This is a genomic window from Hallella multisaccharivorax DSM 17128, assembly GCF_000218235.1.
Lineage (GTDB): Bacteria > Bacteroidota > Bacteroidia > Bacteroidales > Bacteroidaceae > Prevotella > Prevotella multisaccharivorax.
Window position 1 is genome coordinate 1,922,440 of record NZ_GL945017.1, and the last position, 18,312, is coordinate 1,940,751.

An 18,312-nucleotide genomic window follows, 5' to 3' on the forward strand; every position below is an offset into this window, starting at 1 on the left:
GCGTTTTCTTCCTACCTTTGCATGCGCTTATGAAAACAACAACGTTCAACCAGCGCAACGCGATCGTCTTCAAGCACTTCAACCGCAAGGGCTACAGCCTCTTTGTTGCATTGGGCAAAGTGGTCGTCATTGGTGTCCTTGCCATTCCTACCCTTACCTATGCCCGTGCAGGTGGCATTGCCACCAAGCCCGCAACGGAAGGTGCCGACACGCTCTCTTTCGGAGAGCAGCGGCTTGACGAAGTGCAGGTCATGGGATCGCGAGCGCCGCTGACTGCCATGCAGTCAGCCAAAATCGTTGAGGTCATCTCGCGCGACGACATTCATCGTGCTGAGGCACAGACCATCAACGACGTATTGAAATTAGCCACGGGCGTGGATGTCCGTCAGCGCGGTGGCTTTGGTGTACAGACGGACATCTCCATCAACGGCGGCACTTTCGACCAGATCACCATTCTCCTGAATGGCATGCCCCTGAATTCGCCGCAGACCGGACACAACGCAGCCGACTTCCCCGTCTCGCTCAACGACATCGACCACATCGAAGTGCTCGAAGGCGCAGCGGCACGTGTTTTCGGCGCCTCCGCTTTCTCAGGAGCCATCAACATCGTTACCACTCCAAAACCTGCCGCAAGCAGACCATGGGAGGGTAAGATGAGCTTGGAAGGCGGCTCATTCGGCACCTTTGGAGGAAATGCACGTGTGGCGTTTCAAAAACATTTCCAGCTCTCAACGACAGCATCCCCGCGGCTGGCATCGGCTTTGTCTGCGGGCTACACCCAGAGCGACGGCGGTACACAAAACGCCGACTTCCGCCACCGACACGCGTTCTATCAGGGTAACTATGCTGCCAACGTCGTCAGCATCAACTGGCAGGCAGGAATCACGTCGAAGGATTATGGCGCCAATACATTCTACTCCGCGCGTTTCCCCAATCAATATGAATGGACTCGCCGCTACATCGCCTCCGCCGACGCCTCCATCCGACCGTTCCTCCACAAAGACGGATGGCTCAGCTCATTAATGGTCATCCCCAGCGTCTATGCTCATCGCGACATTGACCACTACCAACTCATCAAGGGCAGTACAGGGGCCGCGAAGGGAGAGAACTATCATCGCATGGATGTCTATGGGGCTTCGCTTAACGCGCACGTCGACTGGCCGCTCGGCAAGACTGCCGTCGGAGCTGATATCCGCAAGGAGCATATTCTCTCCACAGCCTACGGAGACCTCATGCAAAAGAGCGACTGGAAGGCTGTCAGCCACTCCGACAGAGTCTACGACCATCTGGGCAACCGCACCAATACGAGTCTCTTTGCTGAACACAACGTCATCATAGGAGGGCTCACGGTCTCTGCGGGCGTTTTAGCCAATCGCAACACAGGACTTGACAATGACTTCCGGTTCTATCCGGGTGCAGACATCAGCTTCCGGCCAAACGATCACTGGAAAGTCTATGCCAGTTGGAATAAGGCCTTGCGACTGCCCACCTTCACCGATCTCTTCACGAACAACTCGGCGCAGCAGGGCGACCGCAATCTCAAGCCGGAGCGTAACAGTACCTTCAAGACAGGACTGCGCTTCCGTAACCGTGGTTTCAGTGCCCTCGCCAGCGCATTCTATAGCCGTGGACGCGATATGATCGACTGGGTCTACGAAACTCCGGAGGCTAAAAAATACCATGCTCTGAACATCGGTAAGCTCAACAACATGGGCTTCAGCATCAATACGAAGTTCAATCTCAGCGAGCTCTTTGCACCACAAGTAGATACTAAAGATAGCAATCCGCAGGAACCATGGCTCTTCACCCTTGGATATGCCTACATCCATCAGAAGCACGACACTGACCGGACTATCTACCGGTCGCTCTACGCCTTGGAGTATCTGCGTCATAAAGTGGTGGCGACACTCACCCACCCCATCGTTAACCGGCTCTCCGCATCGTGGTCACTGCGTTGGCAGCAACGCATGAACGGATATCATCCTTACTTTAAGCTCGACGGCAAGGTGCAGTATGCCCTCCCCCACTGCGTGCTCTACGTCAAGGCCGACAACCTTACCTGCCATCGTTACTACGACCTCGGTGCTGTGCGACAACCCGGCCTGTGGGTCATGGCTGGCGCCACAGTCACACTGTAGCGACATCTTCCGATTGACACCGTAGGGGCAGCCGCTTTTTCATCTTTACAATTTGGTTTCCTCCCCCCAGTTTCGCCCTGCTCCTACGGTGGCTATCGTCCATTTTCCTCTGCACGATTCCAGCTCATTCCCTTTACACTGTAAAGGCAATGCGTCTACACTGTAAAGGCAACGCCTCTACACTGTAAAGGCAATGCGTCTACACTGTAAAGGCAATGCCTCTATACTGTAATCAAAAGCCATCTACACATAAAAACAAAAGAAACTTAAGCGAAAACTATCACCTTAACAGAAAAAATGTGTAAATTTGCAACTGTAAGCTTGGAAAAGACGTGATGGAGTCCAGGCTGGTTCAAGTGCTTACCCATGTCTTGTCGGGCGAGCGCCTCCATACATAAGACTCCCCACGTGCTGAAAGGTCCTCTTAAAGGCAACTTCTCAGAATTACAATAATAAAAGCATTGCACATGAACATCGTCCATAGAATCACCCATTGGTACCTCACACGGAGCGCGCTGCCCTACTGGTGCATTTTCGTCACCGACCTGCTGTTCAGCTACATCTCCGGACTCTTAGTCTTTTGGTTGTATTACCGTGGCGCCGTCACGGTGGGCAATATCATCCCCCTTTCCCAGACCATCTCTGTCTACCTGATATTCAACATCATTGGCTGCCGCGTCTTCAGAACTTATAGCGGCATCATTCGCTACTCTACTACAGAAGACTTGCGACGTATCTTATCCTCACAAGTGTTGGCATGCGCGTTCGCAGAAATATTCCACTACGCCGTCTTCTATTTCAATTTGCCGTTACTGCCGTTGGAAGGTCGCCAGATTTTACTGATGTATTCCATCTCAACCGTCCTCATGTGGTCGTGGCGATTGCTCATCAAGGAAATCTACGACGAGGTAATTGGAAGCCACAATTCCCAACATGTGCTCATCTACGGCATTCATGAGGGCGCGGCTGCCATGGCACGTGCCGTGAGAAGCGGCTTCCCAGGACACCACTTCCGCCTCCAGGGATTTATCTCACCCAACAATCAGGAGCGCGGAAAGATCATCATGGGCCAGCGTGTTTATGCCAACAACAAGTCACTTGACAGAGTCATCACCGAAAGAAACATAGAAGCTGTGCTGGTGTCGCCGGCTGTTATCAACCTCTTCCGCGAAGACACCGACTTGCAGGACTGCCTGCTTGCCCTCGGTGTGCACATCTACGTGATACGCAATATGCAGGAATGGCGCGATAAAGAGAGCATCAGCGCCAACAATCTCAAATCGGTGGACGTCTCCGACCTGCTGCCGCGTGACGAGATCCACGTGGATATGGAGGCCATCGGCGCCATGCTCCGCGGGCGGACCATCCTTATTACAGGCTCAGCAGGCAGCATCGGCTCGGAAATGGTGAGGCAAATCGCCGCCTATCAACCCGCGCATCTCGTTCTTGTGGATGAAGCGGAAACACCTCAACATGATATCCGCCTGATGATGCGCAAGGAATTTCCCGACCTCGACAGCCATATCCTCGTGGCCAGCATCACACAGGATGCGCTCATGGAGCTTCTTTTCAAGGAATGGCAACCTGATTACGTCTTCCATGCAGCTGCCTACAAGCATGTTCCGATGATGGAAGACATGCCAGCAGAGGCTATATATAATAATGTGTATGGCACGAAAATCATCGCTGACCTCAGTGTAAAATACGGCGTTAAGAAGTTCGTGATGATCTCTACCGATAAAGCTGTCAACCCAACTAATGTGATGGGATGCTCAAAACGCATTTGCGAGATCTACATCCAAAGTCTCAACAGCTTCCAACAGACAACGGAATTTGTCACCACGCGCTTTGGCAACGTATTAGGAAGTAATGGCTCTGTCATTCCCATCTTTGAGAAACAAATACGTGAAGGCGGCCCTGTGACGGTTACAGACCCTGAAGTGACGCGCTTCTTCATGCTCATTCCCGAGGCCTGTGAGCTGGTATTGGAAGCCGGCACGCATGGGCATGGTGGGCAGATCTTCGTGTTCGACATGGGGCACCCTGTGCGCATCGCCGACCTCGCAAAGCGAATGGTCAAGCTCTCCAATGCAGAAGGCGTGGAAATAGTATACACGGGACTCAGGCCGGGAGAGAAGCTCTACGAGGAATTGCTCGCCAACGACGAGAACACAGAGCCATCGTTCAACAAGAAGATCCGCATTGCCAAAGTGCGGCAATACGACTTTAAAGAAGTGTCGACAACCATTGACAAGCTCATCAACACGGCCATCACCTGCAACTCACGCGCCGTTGTGGATCAGATGAAGCAGCTTGTACCAGAGTATCAGCCGGCAAACAGCCAATGGGGATAAGCCAAGATTACGTTTCTGCAATAAGATTCATCTGACATTCATCACAATGGAAATCGAGGCGGAACCCACGTCCGTCACCCAGCCTCAACGACAATGGCTCGCGCCACGACGGTTTCTTCCCGCCGCGCCGCGCACAGAACCCAAGTTCATAACGGATGCAATAACGGCACTGCATGACCACGCTGCCTTCCGGCTCCGATGTCTCCAATGCGGGAGCAAGGTTTTCCAAGCCACGGGCAGCATAAAATTCGCGTGCCGCATGGTTCGCTATATTGAACAAATAAGGATGCTTCCGGTATTCCTCTGACCAGAAATGAGCGGGAGATGCAATAGCATCCGCCTGAGGAAGAGCCTGTTGATGAGACTCTATACTCTTGCCGAGAGCCTCCGGATAAGCAGCCACCGCATCACGACGAAGCTGTGCCAACAAGCTGGAAGGGATGAAAAGACGAGACACTTCCTCCCCTATTTGAAGATCCTCTGCCTCAAAAACGGTGCCACCTAACTTCGACAACTGCTTACGGATATTCTCTTCCTGCGGACGGTTGGCAGCCCGATGGGCGAACACGACCTTTGCCGACCAGGAGTGCTCGCTGCCTGTTGGCGTAGCGAACGACATTCTCAGAGAGAATCCATCCGGCGTCGCGTCAAAAAACATCCGCACGGGAATCGAGCGCACAGCAGTGTCACCTGACAGTGTCTTCTCAAAAGCTACATCGTTGTTGCGATAAAGCGACATGCCCTTTCTTAAGCCCTGCGGCATGCGGAAGGGGAAGAGACGGTTGCCCTCTGCACGGTTGACCCTGAAACCTTCCAACAGCTCGCCTTCGCGATCGCTGCTGCCGGACCGGTCCTTGATGAAGCACAGTCCATCGCCGTTGGAAAATATGGCCGTACCGGTAACACGGAAAGAGTCGCCCTGAAGGTCTTTTACCGTTCCCACAAACTCGCCCAGGGCCTTGGGAGTCACCATAGTGGGAAGACCATTCCCACGGCCTTTAAAGAAATAATCGGTGTAACCGCGATTGAATGTCTTGTTAAGGTCAGGCTGAAAGCGATAGTTCACTTTTCCCCATGATGCCCTGCAATACTCGGCAGGATGCTTTCTCACGATATTATCAAGATGTTGCGAATAAGCCGCAACAACGTTTTTTACATAATCCGCCTCTTTGAGCCTGCCCTCAATCTTGAACGATGACGCTCCGGCATCAACGAGAGCCTCCAGATGGTCCAATTGATTCAGGTCTTTCATTGAAAGAAGATAACGGTCTTTCACAACGACATTGCCACCGGCATCCACCAGATTGTACTTCATTCTGCACACCTGTGCACACTCGCCACGGTTGGCAGAGCGCCCAAAGAGATGCTGTGAGGCATAACACTGCCCCGAGTAACTCACACAAAGCGCTCCATGCACAAAGACCTCAAGCTCCACATCGGGTACTGCTGTATGGATGACCCGTATCTCCTCTGCGGAGAGCTCGCGCGCCAATACAACCCGCTCGAACCCCAGACTTCGTAGCCATTCCACCTTCTCTGCCGTGCGGTTGTCCATCTGTGTGGACGCATGGAGTGCTGGTACATGCCCTACTTGCTCCAAGGCCACACGCCGCATGGCAAGCGTGGCCATATCCTGAACCAAGAGCGCATCAACGCCAACCGTTGCAAGTTGCGTAATAAGCTCCTGCGTTGACTGAAGCTCAGACTCATAGATAATGGTGTTGACTGTCACGTAAACCTTTGCACCGAAGAGATGGGCATAATCGCAGAGGCGCGCGATGTCGTCGACACTGTTTCCCGCTGAGGCACGTGCCCCGAAACGGTCGGCACCAATATACACAGCATCAGCGCCATGACTGATGGCGGCCATGCCGCAAACAAGATTCTTGGCCGGAGCTAAAAGTTCAAGTGTTCGCATAAAAAAGAAAAAAGAAGGGGTGTATGCCCGCTGGCAATAACCCCTTCGGTTCAACTATAAAAGCTAATAGACTGTGCTGTCTATCAGTTTGGTGAAATCTTATTCGTTGAAGTTTTCCGTGATCTGACAGATTTTCACGATGACCTCCACCGCCTTTTCCATGACCTGTACAGATACGAACTCGTAAGGTCCATGAAAGTTGACACCACCCGCGAAGATATTAGGGCAGGGCAGGCCACGGAACGACAACTGAGCCCCATCGGTGCCGCCACGGATAGGTTCTACCTTCGGCGTGATGCCACTCTCCTGCATGGCTTTGAGAACAATGTCAATGACATACATGTTAGGATCTATCTTTTCCTTCATGTTGTAGTACTGGTCCTTGATCTCAATGGCAACGGTGCCGGCGCCATACTTAGCGTTCATCTGTTCCGCAATCTGTTCCATGAAGTCCTTTCGCTGCTCAAACTTGCGGCGGTCATGGTCACGGATGATATAGGACAGCTTCGCCTCCTCACAGTGACTGTTGATGGACAGCAGGTGATAGAAACCCTCATAGCCCTCCGTTGTCTCCGGAATGTCTGTCTCTGGGATATGGCTGTTGAACTCGCATGCGAGCCTCGAGGCATTGATCATCTTGCCCTTTGCGTAGCCCGTATGCACGCTAACGCCCTTGATAGTGACTTTGGCGGAAGCCGCATTGAAGTTTTCATACTCCAGGTTGCCAATGTCGCCTCCATCCATAGTGTACGCCCACTGGCACCCGAACTTCTCCACATCAAAATGATGTGCGCCCATACCGATCTCCTCATCAGGATTGAAGCCCACACGAATGTCGCCGTGCTTAATCTCAGGATGGTCGCGGAGATAGCACATTGCCTGCACGATCTCAGCCACACCCGCCTTGTCGTCAGCCCCGAGCAGCGTGGTGCCGTCAGTCACAATCAGGTCTTCGCCCTTGTGCTGCAGCAGCTCAGGGAATTTCTTTGGAGAGGAGACGATGCCCGGCGAAAGCTCAATGTCACTGCCATCGTAGTTCTCTACGATACGCGCCTGAATATTAGCACCGCTGGCGTCGAGTGCGGTATCGTAATGGGAAATGAACCCGATCGTCGGCGCATCCTTTCGTGTATTGCGGGGAAGCGTGGCGTAGATATAACCCATATCGTCCATTTCCACATCTTCTAAACCCTCATGCTCAAGCTCCTCCTTGAGATACTTGGCAAAGACGAGCTGCTTTGGGGTACTGGGGACAGTCTGGGAATCTTCTGCCGACTGTGTGTCAAACTTGGTGTAATTGATGAATCGTTCTACTAAATCCATATATCGGGTAAGTCGATTTTATTTACAACGCAAAAGTAATAAATAATTCAACAGAAAGGATGAATAATGACTTAATAATTATTAAAAGACCAAAAAATCATATAGTTATAAAACAAATGCCTCTCCACAGTGCCCTTCTGAAAAAACAATTCGTGATTCCGCATAAAATAAGGCCATTGCATTAGGATTGCGTCTACGCCGTAAAGGCATTGCCTCTACACTGTAAAGGCAATGCGTCTACACTGTAGAGGCAATGCCATTACGCTGTAGAGGCGATACGTCAAAGTAGGGATGGATTTACTCGAACAATGCCTTCCAGGAAAGGAAGCGCTGCAAGCCCTCCTCACCGAAACGTGCAATGCTCCGTTCCGCTTGCTCAAACGTCTTCTCTCTTTCCGGATGCGTCTTCGAATAAAACTTGTCGGCATAGCAGATAAGCTTTTCCTCGAGAGTCTCCGGAAGAAAGTCGCGGTGGGGCAAAGGCAGGTCTTGTGCGATGATTTCCTTAGCCGTGAGACCAGCTCCCGTATGTCGTTCGCAGACGCGCGCATGACGGGGAAAGCCCTCAGCCCGCATCATCTCCGCGCCAATCAGGCCATGGCGAAGATAAGGCTCCGTGCCGAAGCAACAGATGCTCGGCGCATCACAACGACAGATGCCTATGTCGTGAAGCATCGCAGCCTCCTCCACGAAGCGGCGGTCGAGCTGCAGTTCAGGATGCGCGTCGCAGATATGGAGCGCCCTTCGCGTGACCAATGTGGAGTGGATCATCAAAATATCCCGAAGCCGATTGGCCTCGGGATAATATTTGTCAATGATGAGATGATAATTCATATTCTATGGAAAGAGTCCAGCTGTTCAGAAGTCCTGGAGCCCGTAAGCTGCGTCAAAGGCTCAAGCAATTGATGCGAAAGATGCAGGTTGAACTCATGAACCTCAGAACTTCTGAACTTCCAGCATGCTCATTAATTCCTTTTAATGTAGGCGATCACGTTGCCTTTCTGCACCTTAGAGCCCTGCTTGGCGTTGATTTCAACCAGTTTGCCGCCGAGATCAGCCTTTACTTCCACAAATTCGCCCCAAGGAGACTGGATCCAACAAAAGGCATCGCCCGCCTGATAATCCTTACCGATGTAGGGCTCCACAGCAGGCTCGGCCTCACCGTCACCTTGGAAGTCCCAGAAGATCTGCCCGCGCACGGGAGCCACGATGGCGTCGGCCTGCGCGTGCTTGTAGGCAGCAGCCTCCTCCGGCGACACCTTGGCACCCAGCTTGGCATCCTTTGCCTTCTGCAGGTCGGCGAGGAAGTTCTTCTTTGCCTGTCCGCTCTTATAGTTGCGGTACTGCTCAGGGTGCATGGCAAGTTCGAAGAGCTCCTCGTCGTCCTCTCCATACTCCCAGCCGTTCTCATCCATCTCCTTGCGGAAATCGTCGAGAGCAGGCTTAAGCAGCGTATGGGGATCAACGTCAGTAAACTCGCGGCCTTGCTTCTTGGCAAGCTCCACGAGCTCCGGCGCAATCTCACCGGGCACCTTTCCGCTCTTGCCAAGAATCATGCCCCACATGTTATCATCCATCATTACAAAGCGGCCCTTGCCCTGCTCCATGGTGAGGAGGTTCATCAGCGCAATGTTCTTGGTGTATTGTGAGAACGGAGTCACGAGTGGTGGATAACCCACACGCGGCCACACATAAGCCACCTCGTCGAACAGCTTGATGAGCAGGTCGTCCATAGACAGCTCCGGCTCACCCTTCTTCACACGCAGATGGTTGATTGTCTCACGCATACCGCCGAGGTCGGCCATCATCGAGCCCATCATTCCGCCAGGTAGTCCGCAGGTGAGCAACAGTGAAGACATCACCTTGTTACCGGGATTGATGAAGTAGCCAAGCCACTCATCTATAAACTCCTGTGTCATGGCGCGCGCCTTCATGTAAGCATTCATGTTGATGTCTGACACATCGAAGCCGGCGTGGCGGAGCATGCTCTGGACGGAGATCACGTCGGGATGCACCTTGCCCCATGCTAACGGCTCTATAGCTGTATCGATGATGTCGGCCCCATTCTCGCACACTTCGAGCACTGAAGCCATGGAGAGACCCGGACCCGAGTGACCGTGATATTCGATGATGATGTCAGGATGCTTGGTCTTGATGCGCCTGGTAAGCTGACCAAGGAATGCAGGCTGCCCGATGCCGGCCATATCCTTGAGGCAGATCTCCTCAGCACCGGCGGCGATCTCGGCGTCGGCAAGCTGCTCATAATAGTCAAGCGTGTGTACCGGAGAGGTTGTGATGCAGAGCGTGCCCTGCGGAGTCATGCCGCCCTCCTTTGCCCATTTAATGGATGGCGCAATGTTGCGGATATCGTTCAAACCATCAAAAATGCGGGTGATATCAGTGCCTTGGGCATGCTTGACACGGTACATCATCGCACGCACATCATCGGGTACGGGATACATACGCAGGGCGTTGAGACCACGGTCAAGCATGTGGGTCTTGATGCCAGCCTTATGGAGAGGGGCTGTGAAAGCACGTACGGCCTTATTCGGATTCTCACCTGCGAGAAGTTGTACCTGCTCAAAGGCGCCGCCATTAGTCTCTACACGCGAGAAGCAACCCATCTCAACGAACACCGGAGCAATGCGAGCCAACTGGTCGGCACGCGGCTGGAACTTGCCACTACTTTGCCACATGTCCCGATAGACGAGACTAAACTGAATTCTTTTCTTCATTTTTATTTCTTCTATTTTATGTTTTTCGAAATACCTAATCCTCACATTCCACGTGCAAAATTAGATAAAAATCATCAAAATGATGTTTGGACATCCGTTTTTTTATAATTAATAACTAACTTTGTAAACCGAAATCAAGTAGACAAATGAAAACAGCATATACCACATTCCTCTCCGAATGTCTGTTTCTGTGTGCCGCCATTCTCTTAGGATCATGCAACTCTAAGGAAATAAGAGAAGAAGAGACGCCTGCCTTCACGCAGCGGCTCCCTGGTGACCAGGCCATTTACGGTCTTGCCTGCGACGGGTGCAATGACACGACTATCGTGGTGTTGCCAGAAGACAACAGCGATCCCGTCACCTATAACACCATTGACGCCAAGCGCAACAAACGCATTCTGGGGAAGTTACAGATTGGTGACCGTCTTTGTGTCATGCTCAACAAACGCGACAAGACGAAGGCAGACCTCGTGGTAAATATGGACAAGCTCATGGGTATCTGGTGCTATATTGTCATGCCGAAGATGCGTTATGCAGAAAACATGAGCGCCAAGGTACAGTCTAAAATGATGGACCAGATGAGCGATTCACTCAAGGAGACTTACCTCATTCCACGTGAATACGGATTCTATCTCAAACCTGACTGGGTGGCTCAAAGCGTGGGCTATGTCGACGATAACAATGCTTTGGCAGAGGAAAGCCCTGTTGTCTATCCACCTTTAGGCTATTTCATCGGCTGGCACATGTGGAATGGCATGCTCGTCATCACCAGTGGAACACCGAAAACAAATAAGAATGGGAATATCGATGTAGTGGACCAACGCACTGACACCTGCTTCATCGACTACCTTGAAGGCGACTCTCTGGTGTTGTCAAGCGATGGCGTTTCGCGCAGTTATTACCGGAAAGAGAACATCAACGACCTGAACCGTCGAGCTCAAGCCATTGCCGACAGACTAAAGAAGAATGCACTTAAAGAGACTGTGAACTAACAACCTATCCATCCATGCAAAGGAAACTTCATATCGCCGTTGCCGGAACAGGCTACGTGGGGCTAAGCATCGCCACGCTGCTGGCCCAGCACCAACACGTCATCGCAGTAGATGTGGTGAACGAAAAAGTGGAAATGCTCAAGCAGCATCAGTCGCCTATACAAGACGAATATATTGAGGGGTATCTCAAGGAAAAGCGGCTTGACATCGATTTCACTACCAACGGCGAGGCCGCATACAAGGATGCCGACTTCGTCGTCATCGCAACGCCCACCAATTATGACAGCGTAAAGAACTTTTTCGACACTTCTCACGTCGAGGAAGTAATCGAACTCGTCATGCGCGTCAATCCCCAAGCCATCATGGTCATCAAGTCGACCATCCCCGTTGGCTACACGGCACATGTGCGGGAGAAATACCATTCCGATAACATTATCTTCGCACCGGAATTCCTGCGCGAGTCAAAAGCGCTCTACGACAACCTGTATCCGTCGCGCATCATCGTGGGAAGGCCTGAGGGTGACATACGTCTCGACGAGGCTGCCCACACTTTTGCTGCCATGCTGCAACAGGGGGCCATCAAGCAAGACATCCCCACCCTCTTCATGGGCACTACGGAGGCGGAGGCCGTTAAGCTTTTTGCCAACACTTATCTTGCGCTGCGCGTCAGCTATTTCAACGAGCTTGACACTTATGCCGAGGTGAAAGGACTGTCAAGCAAGAACATCATCGACGGCGTTTGTCTTGACCCGCGCATCGGATCTTTCTATAACAACCCGTCTTTCGGATATGGAGGCTACTGTCTGCCTAAGGACACCAAGCAACTGCTTGCCAATTACAGGGACGTGCCAGAGAACCTTATTCAGGCCATTGTGGAAAGCAATCGTACCCGCAAGGACTTCATTGCCGACCAAGTGTTGCGCCGCGCCGGCTACTACAGTTACAATGACCAGAACGCCTACAATGCTGACGGCGAGCACCCCTGCACCATTGGCGTCTACCGGCTGACCATGAAATCAAACTCTGACAACTTCCGGCAGTCGAGCATCCAAGGTGTCATGAAGCGCGTCAAGGCAAAGGGAGCCACAGTCATTATTTATGAACCGACACTGAAAGACGGTTCCACCTTCTTCGGATCAAAGGTTGTCAACGACCTCAATACGTTCAAACGATTATCGCAGGCCATCATTGCCAACCGTTACGACAAGGTTCTTGGCGACGTCAAACAAAAAGTATATACCCGTGATCTCTTCTACAGAGACTAACCCATCCAAGTACGAGACAATCATCTGAAACTATGAAAACAGACATTGAAATAGCACAGGAGACAAAACTTCGCCCCATCACCGACATTGCCAAAGACTTAGGCATTGACGAATGTCAAATGGAACCCTACGGCCGCTACATCGCCAAAGTGTCGCTGAAGGCCATCGATGAGGAGCGCATGAAGCGTCATCACCTCATTCTGGTCACCGCCATCTCGCCCACAAAAGCCGGAATAGGCAAGACAACAGTGTCTGTCGGCCTTGCCCTCGGACTGAACAGCATCGGCAAGAAAGCCATCGTCGCACTGCGTGAGCCCTCACTTGGTCCGTGCTTCGGACAGAAAGGCGGCGCTTGCGGTGGCGGATATGCACAAGTCCTGCCCATGGACAAAATCAACCTTCACTTCACAGGCGACTTCCACGCTATCACTTCAGCCAACAATATGATTGCCGCCCTGCTCGACAACTATCTCTATCGGCACGCCAAAGACGGCTTCAGGCTGAAGACTGTACTGTGGAAACGGGTGATGGACGTGAACGACCGGTCGCTCCGACAAATCATTACCGGACTGGGGCCGCTCACCAACGGTTTCCCCACACAAACGGGATTCGATATCACACCCGCCTCGGAAATCATGGGCATTATGTGCTTTGCCACCAGCCTTGACGATCTCAGACAGCGCATTGGAAATATTCTTTTGGGCTTCGATTACCAGGACAAGCCCTTCTATGTACGTGACATGGGCGTTGAAGGCGCTATCGCCGTACTGCTCAAAGATGCCCTGAAGCCCAACCTTGTGCAGACTACAGAGGGCACCCCAGCCATTGTGCATTGCGGGCCTTTCGCCAATATCGCGCACGGTTGCAACTCTGTTGTGGCCACGAAACTGGCGCTATCGCTCGGCGATTACGCTGTCACCGAAGCCGGTTTCGGCGCGGACCTCGGAGCTGAGAAGTTCTATGACATCAAATGCCGTGTAGCCGGGCTTCAGCCTTCACTCACTGTACTCGTCGTGACGCTGCAGGCACTCAAGATGCACGGCGGTGTGCCATACCAGGATATCAGGCAACCAGATGTAGAGGGTACACGCAAAGGTTTCTGGAATCTCGACAAGCACGTGGAAAACATCCGCCGCTTCGGTCAGAAAATCGTGGTAGCCTTCAACCGCTACAATGAGGATACCGATGAGGAGATAGAGGCTGTGAGACAACATTGTGAGCAAGAACTCGGTGTGGCCTTTGCCGTTAACAATGCCTTTGCCGAAGGCGGAAAGGGTGCCGAAGAGCTTGCAAAGACCGTTGTCAACACCATTGAGGCAACGCCACAGCTTAAGTTACGCTATCTTTACAAAGATGATGACAGCGTGAAAGACAAGATTACCACCGTTGCCAAGAACATCTACGGCGCAGGCACTATCAGCTTCTCTCATAAGGCGACAGCACAAATCAAGCACATCTATGACTTAGGGCTCTGGCATTTGCCTGTGTGCATCGCCAAGACCCAATACAGCTTCTCGGTAGATCCGAAAGCCTATGGACCGACAGATGGCTATCACCTTGACGTGGCCGACATAGTCATTAATTCCGGATCGGGAATGATTGTAGCTATCGCCGGAAACATCCTCCGCATGCCGGGATTGCCCGCTGATCCACAGGCCAACCGTATTGATATTGTAGACGGGAAAATCGTCGGATTGAGCTGATGAAACCGCGATTTCTCCTTCCCCTCATCGTCACTGTGCTTCTGCTGTGCGCATCGTGCTACCAGCACCGTGCAGGACGAAGTGTCTTTCGTCCACATACGCTGACCGAGCGCACCATTGACTCACTCTCTTTCTTTCAGACTCACCATTACACCAATAACTACAACTTTGTGGTGCGCGCCGACTCACTGGTTCTGTTACGGCAATTACCGGAGGAGGAAGTGGCAGGAATGAATACTGATTCTTTCTGCGTCTATAAGGGAGACCACCTGGCTGTGGCTGACATCCGCATGGTGCCGGCTGACTCTATCGACTCAGTGTGGGTGCAATTAGCCAATGACACTTCAGCTTTCGGATGGACACATGAGAAGGACATGCTGCCGCGGGTCATGCCCGACGATCCTATATCGCAATTCATCTCAGCTTTTTCCAACTCACATCTCATCGTCTTCCTTATCCTTGTCGTCGTCTTCGGTGCGAGTTACCTGCTGTGGAAAGCCTTCAAGAAGAAGACTTACATCGTACATTTCCACGACATCAACTCGGTTTATCCCACACTTCTGTGTATCATTGTGGCAAGCGCGGCTACCTTTTACGCGACCATTCAGCTTTTTGCGCCGCAACTCTGGCAGCACTTTTATTTCCATCCCACGCTCAATCCCTTCTCTGTACCACCCGTGCTCATGGTTTTCCTGCTCTCTGTCTGGGCCATGCTCATTGTGGGAGCCGCCTGTATTGATGACGTGTTTCATAAGCTACAGGGGCCTCAGGCATTGCTCTATCTCAGCGGCTTGGCGGCTGTATGCGCAATAGACTACATCGTGTTCAGCATCACGACGCTCTATTATGTCGGCTATCCATTATTGGTGGCTTACATCGTCTTTGCCTTATACCGCCACTGGCGCAACCGGACGGTCTATCTATGCGGCAACTGCGGCAAGCCTCTAAAACATAAAGGGCGCTGCCCTTATTGTGGAGCCATCAACGATTAATAGCTGTATGCAAAAGGCTACGCAGCCCTATTTCGCCATGTCTTTCGTGCTCCGCTTGTCGCGATGGTAACTGCGATACTCGTCGAGAGGAATCTCCACGTCCGGCTCTGCAAGTTTAACCGAATGTGGCAAACGAAAGGAAAGAAAACGAATATTGAGGCCACGCTCCATCCACATGCTTTCATAATATGTATGAATAGACAAGAGCGGTGAGTCTTGCAGGCCTTTTGGGGTGGAATGATAAAGGTCTTCCGTACATTCATCTAATGGCAAACGATTGGCCTCAACCATCAAACGTGTATAGGTAAAAAGAAAATTGGAGTCGGTCTTAAGGTTTACTTTCCCCCCGTCTGCAAGGAAATGACGATAGCGCTCCATAAAAAAAGTCGAAGTCAGCCGCTTATGTGGGTTCTTCATTTGTGGGTCAGAGAATGTCAACCAAATCTCTTGCACCTCATCCTTGTCGAAGAATCGGTCAATGATCTCAATGCTGGTCCTGAGGAAAGCCACATTTTCAAGGTTCTCGTCAAGAGCCTGTTTTGCGCCCGTGTACATGCGTGCACCCTTGATGTCGACACCAATGAAATTGACGGCAGGATAGAGACGTGCCAATCCCACTGTGTACTCTCCTCGACCACAACCCAGCTCCAGCACGATGGGGTTGTTGTTTCTGAAATACTGCTCACACCAGTGTCCTTTCATCTTGAAAGGCACATCACTGATGACGGAGAATGGATATTGGAAGACATTCTTAAATGTTTCCATCTCCGCAAACTTCTGTAGCTTTCCTTTTCCCATAACAGTGCAAAGATAATACATTTTTTTTCCAATATCAATGAAAAAGTAACTGAATCCTGCTTATAGTAAACATAAACTCACTAATTTTGCACATCAGCAGGTCTTTGCTAAGCTAAGTGGCTTATCTGCCGCCCTCTTAAGGGCCTGACAAACGGGCATTCCTGCTATTATAAGGAAGGAAAAGAATTAAATAGAAAGGTCAATTGAACAAATAAAGAATAATAATATATGTGTGGAATTGTAGGATACATTGGCTCACGTCAGGCTTACGGCCTGCTGATTAAGGGCCTCCATCGCCTTGAATACCGTGGATATGACTCTGCCGGCGTGGCTCTCGTCAACGCCCAGGACGAACTTCATGTCTACAAAGCCAAGGGTAAAGTAGCAGACTTAGAAACTGCCGCCAGTGGCAAGGATTGCAGTGGAACTGTCGGCATTGCACACACACGCTGGGCCACGCACGGTGAGCCGTCAGTAAGAAATGCGCATCCACAGGTCTCTGAGTCAGGCAATATCGCTCTCGTCCACAATGGAATCATCGAAAATTTCATCATATTGCGCGAACAACTCAAGCGCCGTGGCTTTCATTTCAAGAGCGACACAGATACCGAGGTTCTCGTGCAACTCATTGAATATGTACAGCAACAGCACCATTGCAACCTTGAAGAGGCTGTTCGTCATGCCTTACGCAAGTGCATCGGTGCCTATGCTATCGCCGTGATTGATAAGCGCGACCCAAACACCATCGTAGCAGCACGGAAAGGTTCACCACTCGTTATCGGTGTAACCAAAGACAACAGCGAGTTCTTCATTGCATCCGATGCCACACCCATTGCCGAATACACCAATGAGGTGGTATATATCGACGACGAGCAGATTGCCGTATGTCATCCCGGTGAGAAACTCAGAATCATCGACCTGCATAACAAGACTGTGGATGTCAACATCAAGCAGATAGACATGGATCTTGACATGCTCGACCGCGGCGGTTTTCCGCACTTCATGCTCAAAGAGATCTTCGATCAGCCGCGCTGTCTGCGCGACTGCATGAGCGGACGCCTCTTTGACGAGGACGTCATCCTGTCTGCAGTCAGGGGCAATTGTGCACGGCTGCTCTCCGCCACACGGTTCATCATTGTGGCATGCGGCACGTCATGGCATGCAGGACTTATTGGAAAGCAATTGCTCGAACATTATTGCAAGATTCCCGTAGAGGTAGACTATGCTTCAGAGTTCCGTTATCGCGACCCTGTCATCTACCCGACCGATGTCGTCATCGCCATCTCGCAAAGCGGCGAGACCGCTGACACTCTCGCTGCCATCAAATTGGCCAAAGAGTGCGGCGCCTGTATCTTCGGCATCGTCAATGCGGTGGGATCATCCATCGCCCGTGAGACCGACACGGGCATTTATATCCATGTAGGCCCCGAAATAGGCGTAGCTTCCACCAAGGCCTTCACAGGACAACTCACCTGCCTAACACTGCTCACCCTCGCACTCGCCAACGCCAAGGGTACGCTAAGCCATGACGAATTCACGGCCATGACGAAAGAACTCAAGGATATTCCCTGCAAGATTGAACAGATACTGAAAAAGAATGATGAGATCAAGAGTCTTGCACGCGTCTATACTTACGCTTCTAATTTCCTCTATCTCGGACGCGGGTGGAATTACCCCGTAGCACTCGAAGGCGCTCTTAAGCTCAAGGAAATCAGTTATATCCACGCTGAAGGCTATCCTGCAGCGGAGATGAAGCACGGTCCCATTGCCTTAGTAGACAACATGATGCCAGTGCTATTCATCGCCACTCACCACAACGGATATGAGAAAATCATCTCCAATATGCAGGAAGTAAAAGCGCGTGGCGGCCGCATTATTGCTGTCATCACCGAGGGAGACACCGAGATGGCCAAGATTGCCGACGAGACTATCAGTGTACCGCAGACCCTGGCACCACTGGCACCACTGCTTTCCGTCATTCCCTTACAGCTCCTCGCCTACCACATCGCCGTGGAGAAAGGCCTCAACGTTGACCAGCCTCGCAACCTGGCCAAGAGTGTCACCGTGGAATGATAAAAAGGGCCCGCCCCATTC

Annotated in this window: 12 protein-coding genes; 7 read left to right on the forward strand and 5 right to left on the reverse strand. The window is 51.7% G+C overall.

Features of this window, described 5'->3' with window-relative positions:
• Nucleotides 1-29: 29 nt before the first annotated feature.
• A complete protein-coding gene (locus PREMU_RS08325; protein ID WP_007574501.1) occupies nucleotides 30-2,138 on the forward strand; it encodes a TonB-dependent receptor plug domain-containing protein in 2,109 nt (702 codons plus the stop codon).
• Between the two features lie 467 nt (nucleotides 2,139-2,605).
• A complete protein-coding gene (locus PREMU_RS08330) occupies nucleotides 2,606-4,492 on the forward strand; it encodes a polysaccharide biosynthesis protein (RefSeq protein ID WP_007574503.1) in 1,887 nt (628 codons plus the stop codon).
• Between the two features lie 7 nt (nucleotides 4,493-4,499).
• Here the strand turns inward: PREMU_RS08330 and PREMU_RS08335 are convergent, their stop codons facing one another.
• The 4 genes from PREMU_RS08335 to PREMU_RS08350 form a co-directional block, all read right to left on the reverse strand.
• Nucleotides 4,500-6,410 (reverse strand): peptidase U32 family protein, encoded by a 1,911-nt coding sequence (locus PREMU_RS08335; protein WP_007574504.1) that lies wholly within the window; start codon nucleotides 6,408-6,410, stop codon nucleotides 4,500-4,502.
• A 99-nt stretch (nucleotides 6,411-6,509) separates the two neighbouring features.
• Nucleotides 6,510-7,733 carry a peptidase T gene (gene pepT / locus PREMU_RS08340; RefSeq protein WP_007574505.1) on the reverse strand — a complete coding sequence of 408 codons (1,224 nt, stop codon included), beginning with the start codon at nucleotides 7,731-7,733 and terminating at the stop codon, nucleotides 6,510-6,512.
• A 297-nt stretch (nucleotides 7,734-8,030) separates the two neighbouring features.
• Nucleotides 8,031-8,567 (reverse strand): HDIG domain-containing metalloprotein, encoded by a 537-nt coding sequence (locus tag PREMU_RS08345; protein WP_007574506.1) that lies wholly within the window; start codon nucleotides 8,565-8,567, stop codon nucleotides 8,031-8,033.
• A 131-nt stretch (nucleotides 8,568-8,698) separates the two neighbouring features.
• A complete protein-coding gene (locus PREMU_RS08350) occupies nucleotides 8,699-10,468 on the reverse strand; it encodes a biotin/lipoyl-binding protein (protein WP_007574507.1) in 1,770 nt (589 codons plus the stop codon).
• 146 nt (nucleotides 10,469-10,614) lie between these two features.
• On the opposite strand from PREMU_RS08350, the gene PREMU_RS08355 reads away from it, so the two are divergent.
• Genes PREMU_RS08355 through PREMU_RS08370 form a run of 4 tightly spaced genes read left to right on the forward strand, consistent with a single transcriptional unit; the run spans nucleotide 10,615 to nucleotide 15,420 of the window.
• Nucleotides 10,615-11,460 (forward strand): lipocalin-like domain-containing protein, encoded by an 846-nt coding sequence (locus PREMU_RS08355; RefSeq protein WP_007574508.1) that lies wholly within the window; start codon nucleotides 10,615-10,617, stop codon nucleotides 11,458-11,460.
• A 14-nt stretch (nucleotides 11,461-11,474) separates the two neighbouring features.
• The gene (locus tag PREMU_RS08360) at nucleotides 11,475-12,725 is read left to right on the forward strand and encodes a nucleotide sugar dehydrogenase (protein ID WP_007574509.1); all 1,251 of its coding nucleotides are present in this window, start codon (nucleotides 11,475-11,477) and stop codon (nucleotides 12,723-12,725) included.
• A 32-nt stretch (nucleotides 12,726-12,757) separates the two neighbouring features.
• Nucleotides 12,758-14,428 (forward strand): formate--tetrahydrofolate ligase, encoded by a 1,671-nt coding sequence (locus PREMU_RS08365; RefSeq protein ID WP_007574510.1) that lies wholly within the window; start codon nucleotides 12,758-12,760, stop codon nucleotides 14,426-14,428.
• Entirely contained in the window at nucleotides 14,428-15,420 is a 993-nt protein-coding gene (locus tag PREMU_RS08370; RefSeq protein WP_007574511.1) for a zinc ribbon domain-containing protein, read from the forward strand. The genes PREMU_RS08365 and PREMU_RS08370 overlap by 1 nt, the downstream gene beginning before the upstream one ends.
• Before the next feature lie 27 nt (nucleotides 15,421-15,447).
• Here PREMU_RS08370 and trmB read toward each other — a convergent pair whose 3' ends face one another.
• A complete protein-coding gene (trmB, locus tag PREMU_RS08375) occupies nucleotides 15,448-16,218 on the reverse strand; it encodes a tRNA (guanosine(46)-N7)-methyltransferase TrmB (protein ID WP_007574512.1) in 771 nt (256 codons plus the stop codon).
• Nucleotides 16,219-16,446: 228 nt separating this feature from the next.
• Between trmB and glmS the strand changes: the two genes are divergently transcribed.
• Nucleotides 16,447-18,291: a glutamine--fructose-6-phosphate transaminase (isomerizing) gene (glmS, locus tag PREMU_RS08380; protein ID WP_007574513.1), complete on the forward strand. Its 1,845-nt coding sequence runs from the start codon at nucleotides 16,447-16,449 to the stop codon at nucleotides 18,289-18,291.
• The last annotated feature ends 21 nt before the right edge of the window (nucleotides 18,292-18,312 follow it).

Excerpts from the sequence above, each read along its gene's own strand:
- PREMU_RS08325 (WP_007574501.1), top strand. The coding sequence starts at position 30 with ATGAAAACAACAACGTTCAACCAGCGCAACGCGATCGTCTTCAAGCAC.
- PREMU_RS08330 (WP_007574503.1), top strand. The coding sequence starts at position 2,606 with ATGAACATCGTCCATAGAATCACCCATTGGTACCTCACACGGAGCGCG.
- PREMU_RS08335 (WP_007574504.1), bottom strand. The coding sequence starts at position 6,410 with ATGCGAACACTTGAACTTTTAGCTCCGGCCAAGAATCTTGTTTGCGGC.
- pepT (WP_007574505.1), bottom strand. The coding sequence starts at position 7,733 with ATGGATTTAGTAGAACGATTCATCAATTACACCAAGTTTGACACACAG.
- PREMU_RS08345 (WP_007574506.1), bottom strand. The coding sequence starts at position 8,567 with ATGAATTATCATCTCATCATTGACAAATATTATCCCGAGGCCAATCGG.
- PREMU_RS08350 (WP_007574507.1), bottom strand. The coding sequence starts at position 10,468 with ATGAAGAAAAGAATTCAGTTTAGTCTCGTCTATCGGGACATGTGGCAA.
- PREMU_RS08355 (WP_007574508.1), top strand. The coding sequence starts at position 10,615 with ATGAAAACAGCATATACCACATTCCTCTCCGAATGTCTGTTTCTGTGT.
- PREMU_RS08360 (WP_007574509.1), top strand. The coding sequence starts at position 11,475 with ATGCAAAGGAAACTTCATATCGCCGTTGCCGGAACAGGCTACGTGGGG.
- PREMU_RS08365 (WP_007574510.1), top strand. The coding sequence starts at position 12,758 with ATGAAAACAGACATTGAAATAGCACAGGAGACAAAACTTCGCCCCATC.
- PREMU_RS08370 (WP_007574511.1), top strand. The coding sequence starts at position 14,428 with ATGAAACCGCGATTTCTCCTTCCCCTCATCGTCACTGTGCTTCTGCTG.
- trmB (WP_007574512.1), bottom strand. The coding sequence starts at position 16,218 with ATGGGAAAAGGAAAGCTACAGAAGTTTGCGGAGATGGAAACATTTAAG.
- glmS (WP_007574513.1), top strand. The coding sequence starts at position 16,447 with ATGTGTGGAATTGTAGGATACATTGGCTCACGTCAGGCTTACGGCCTG.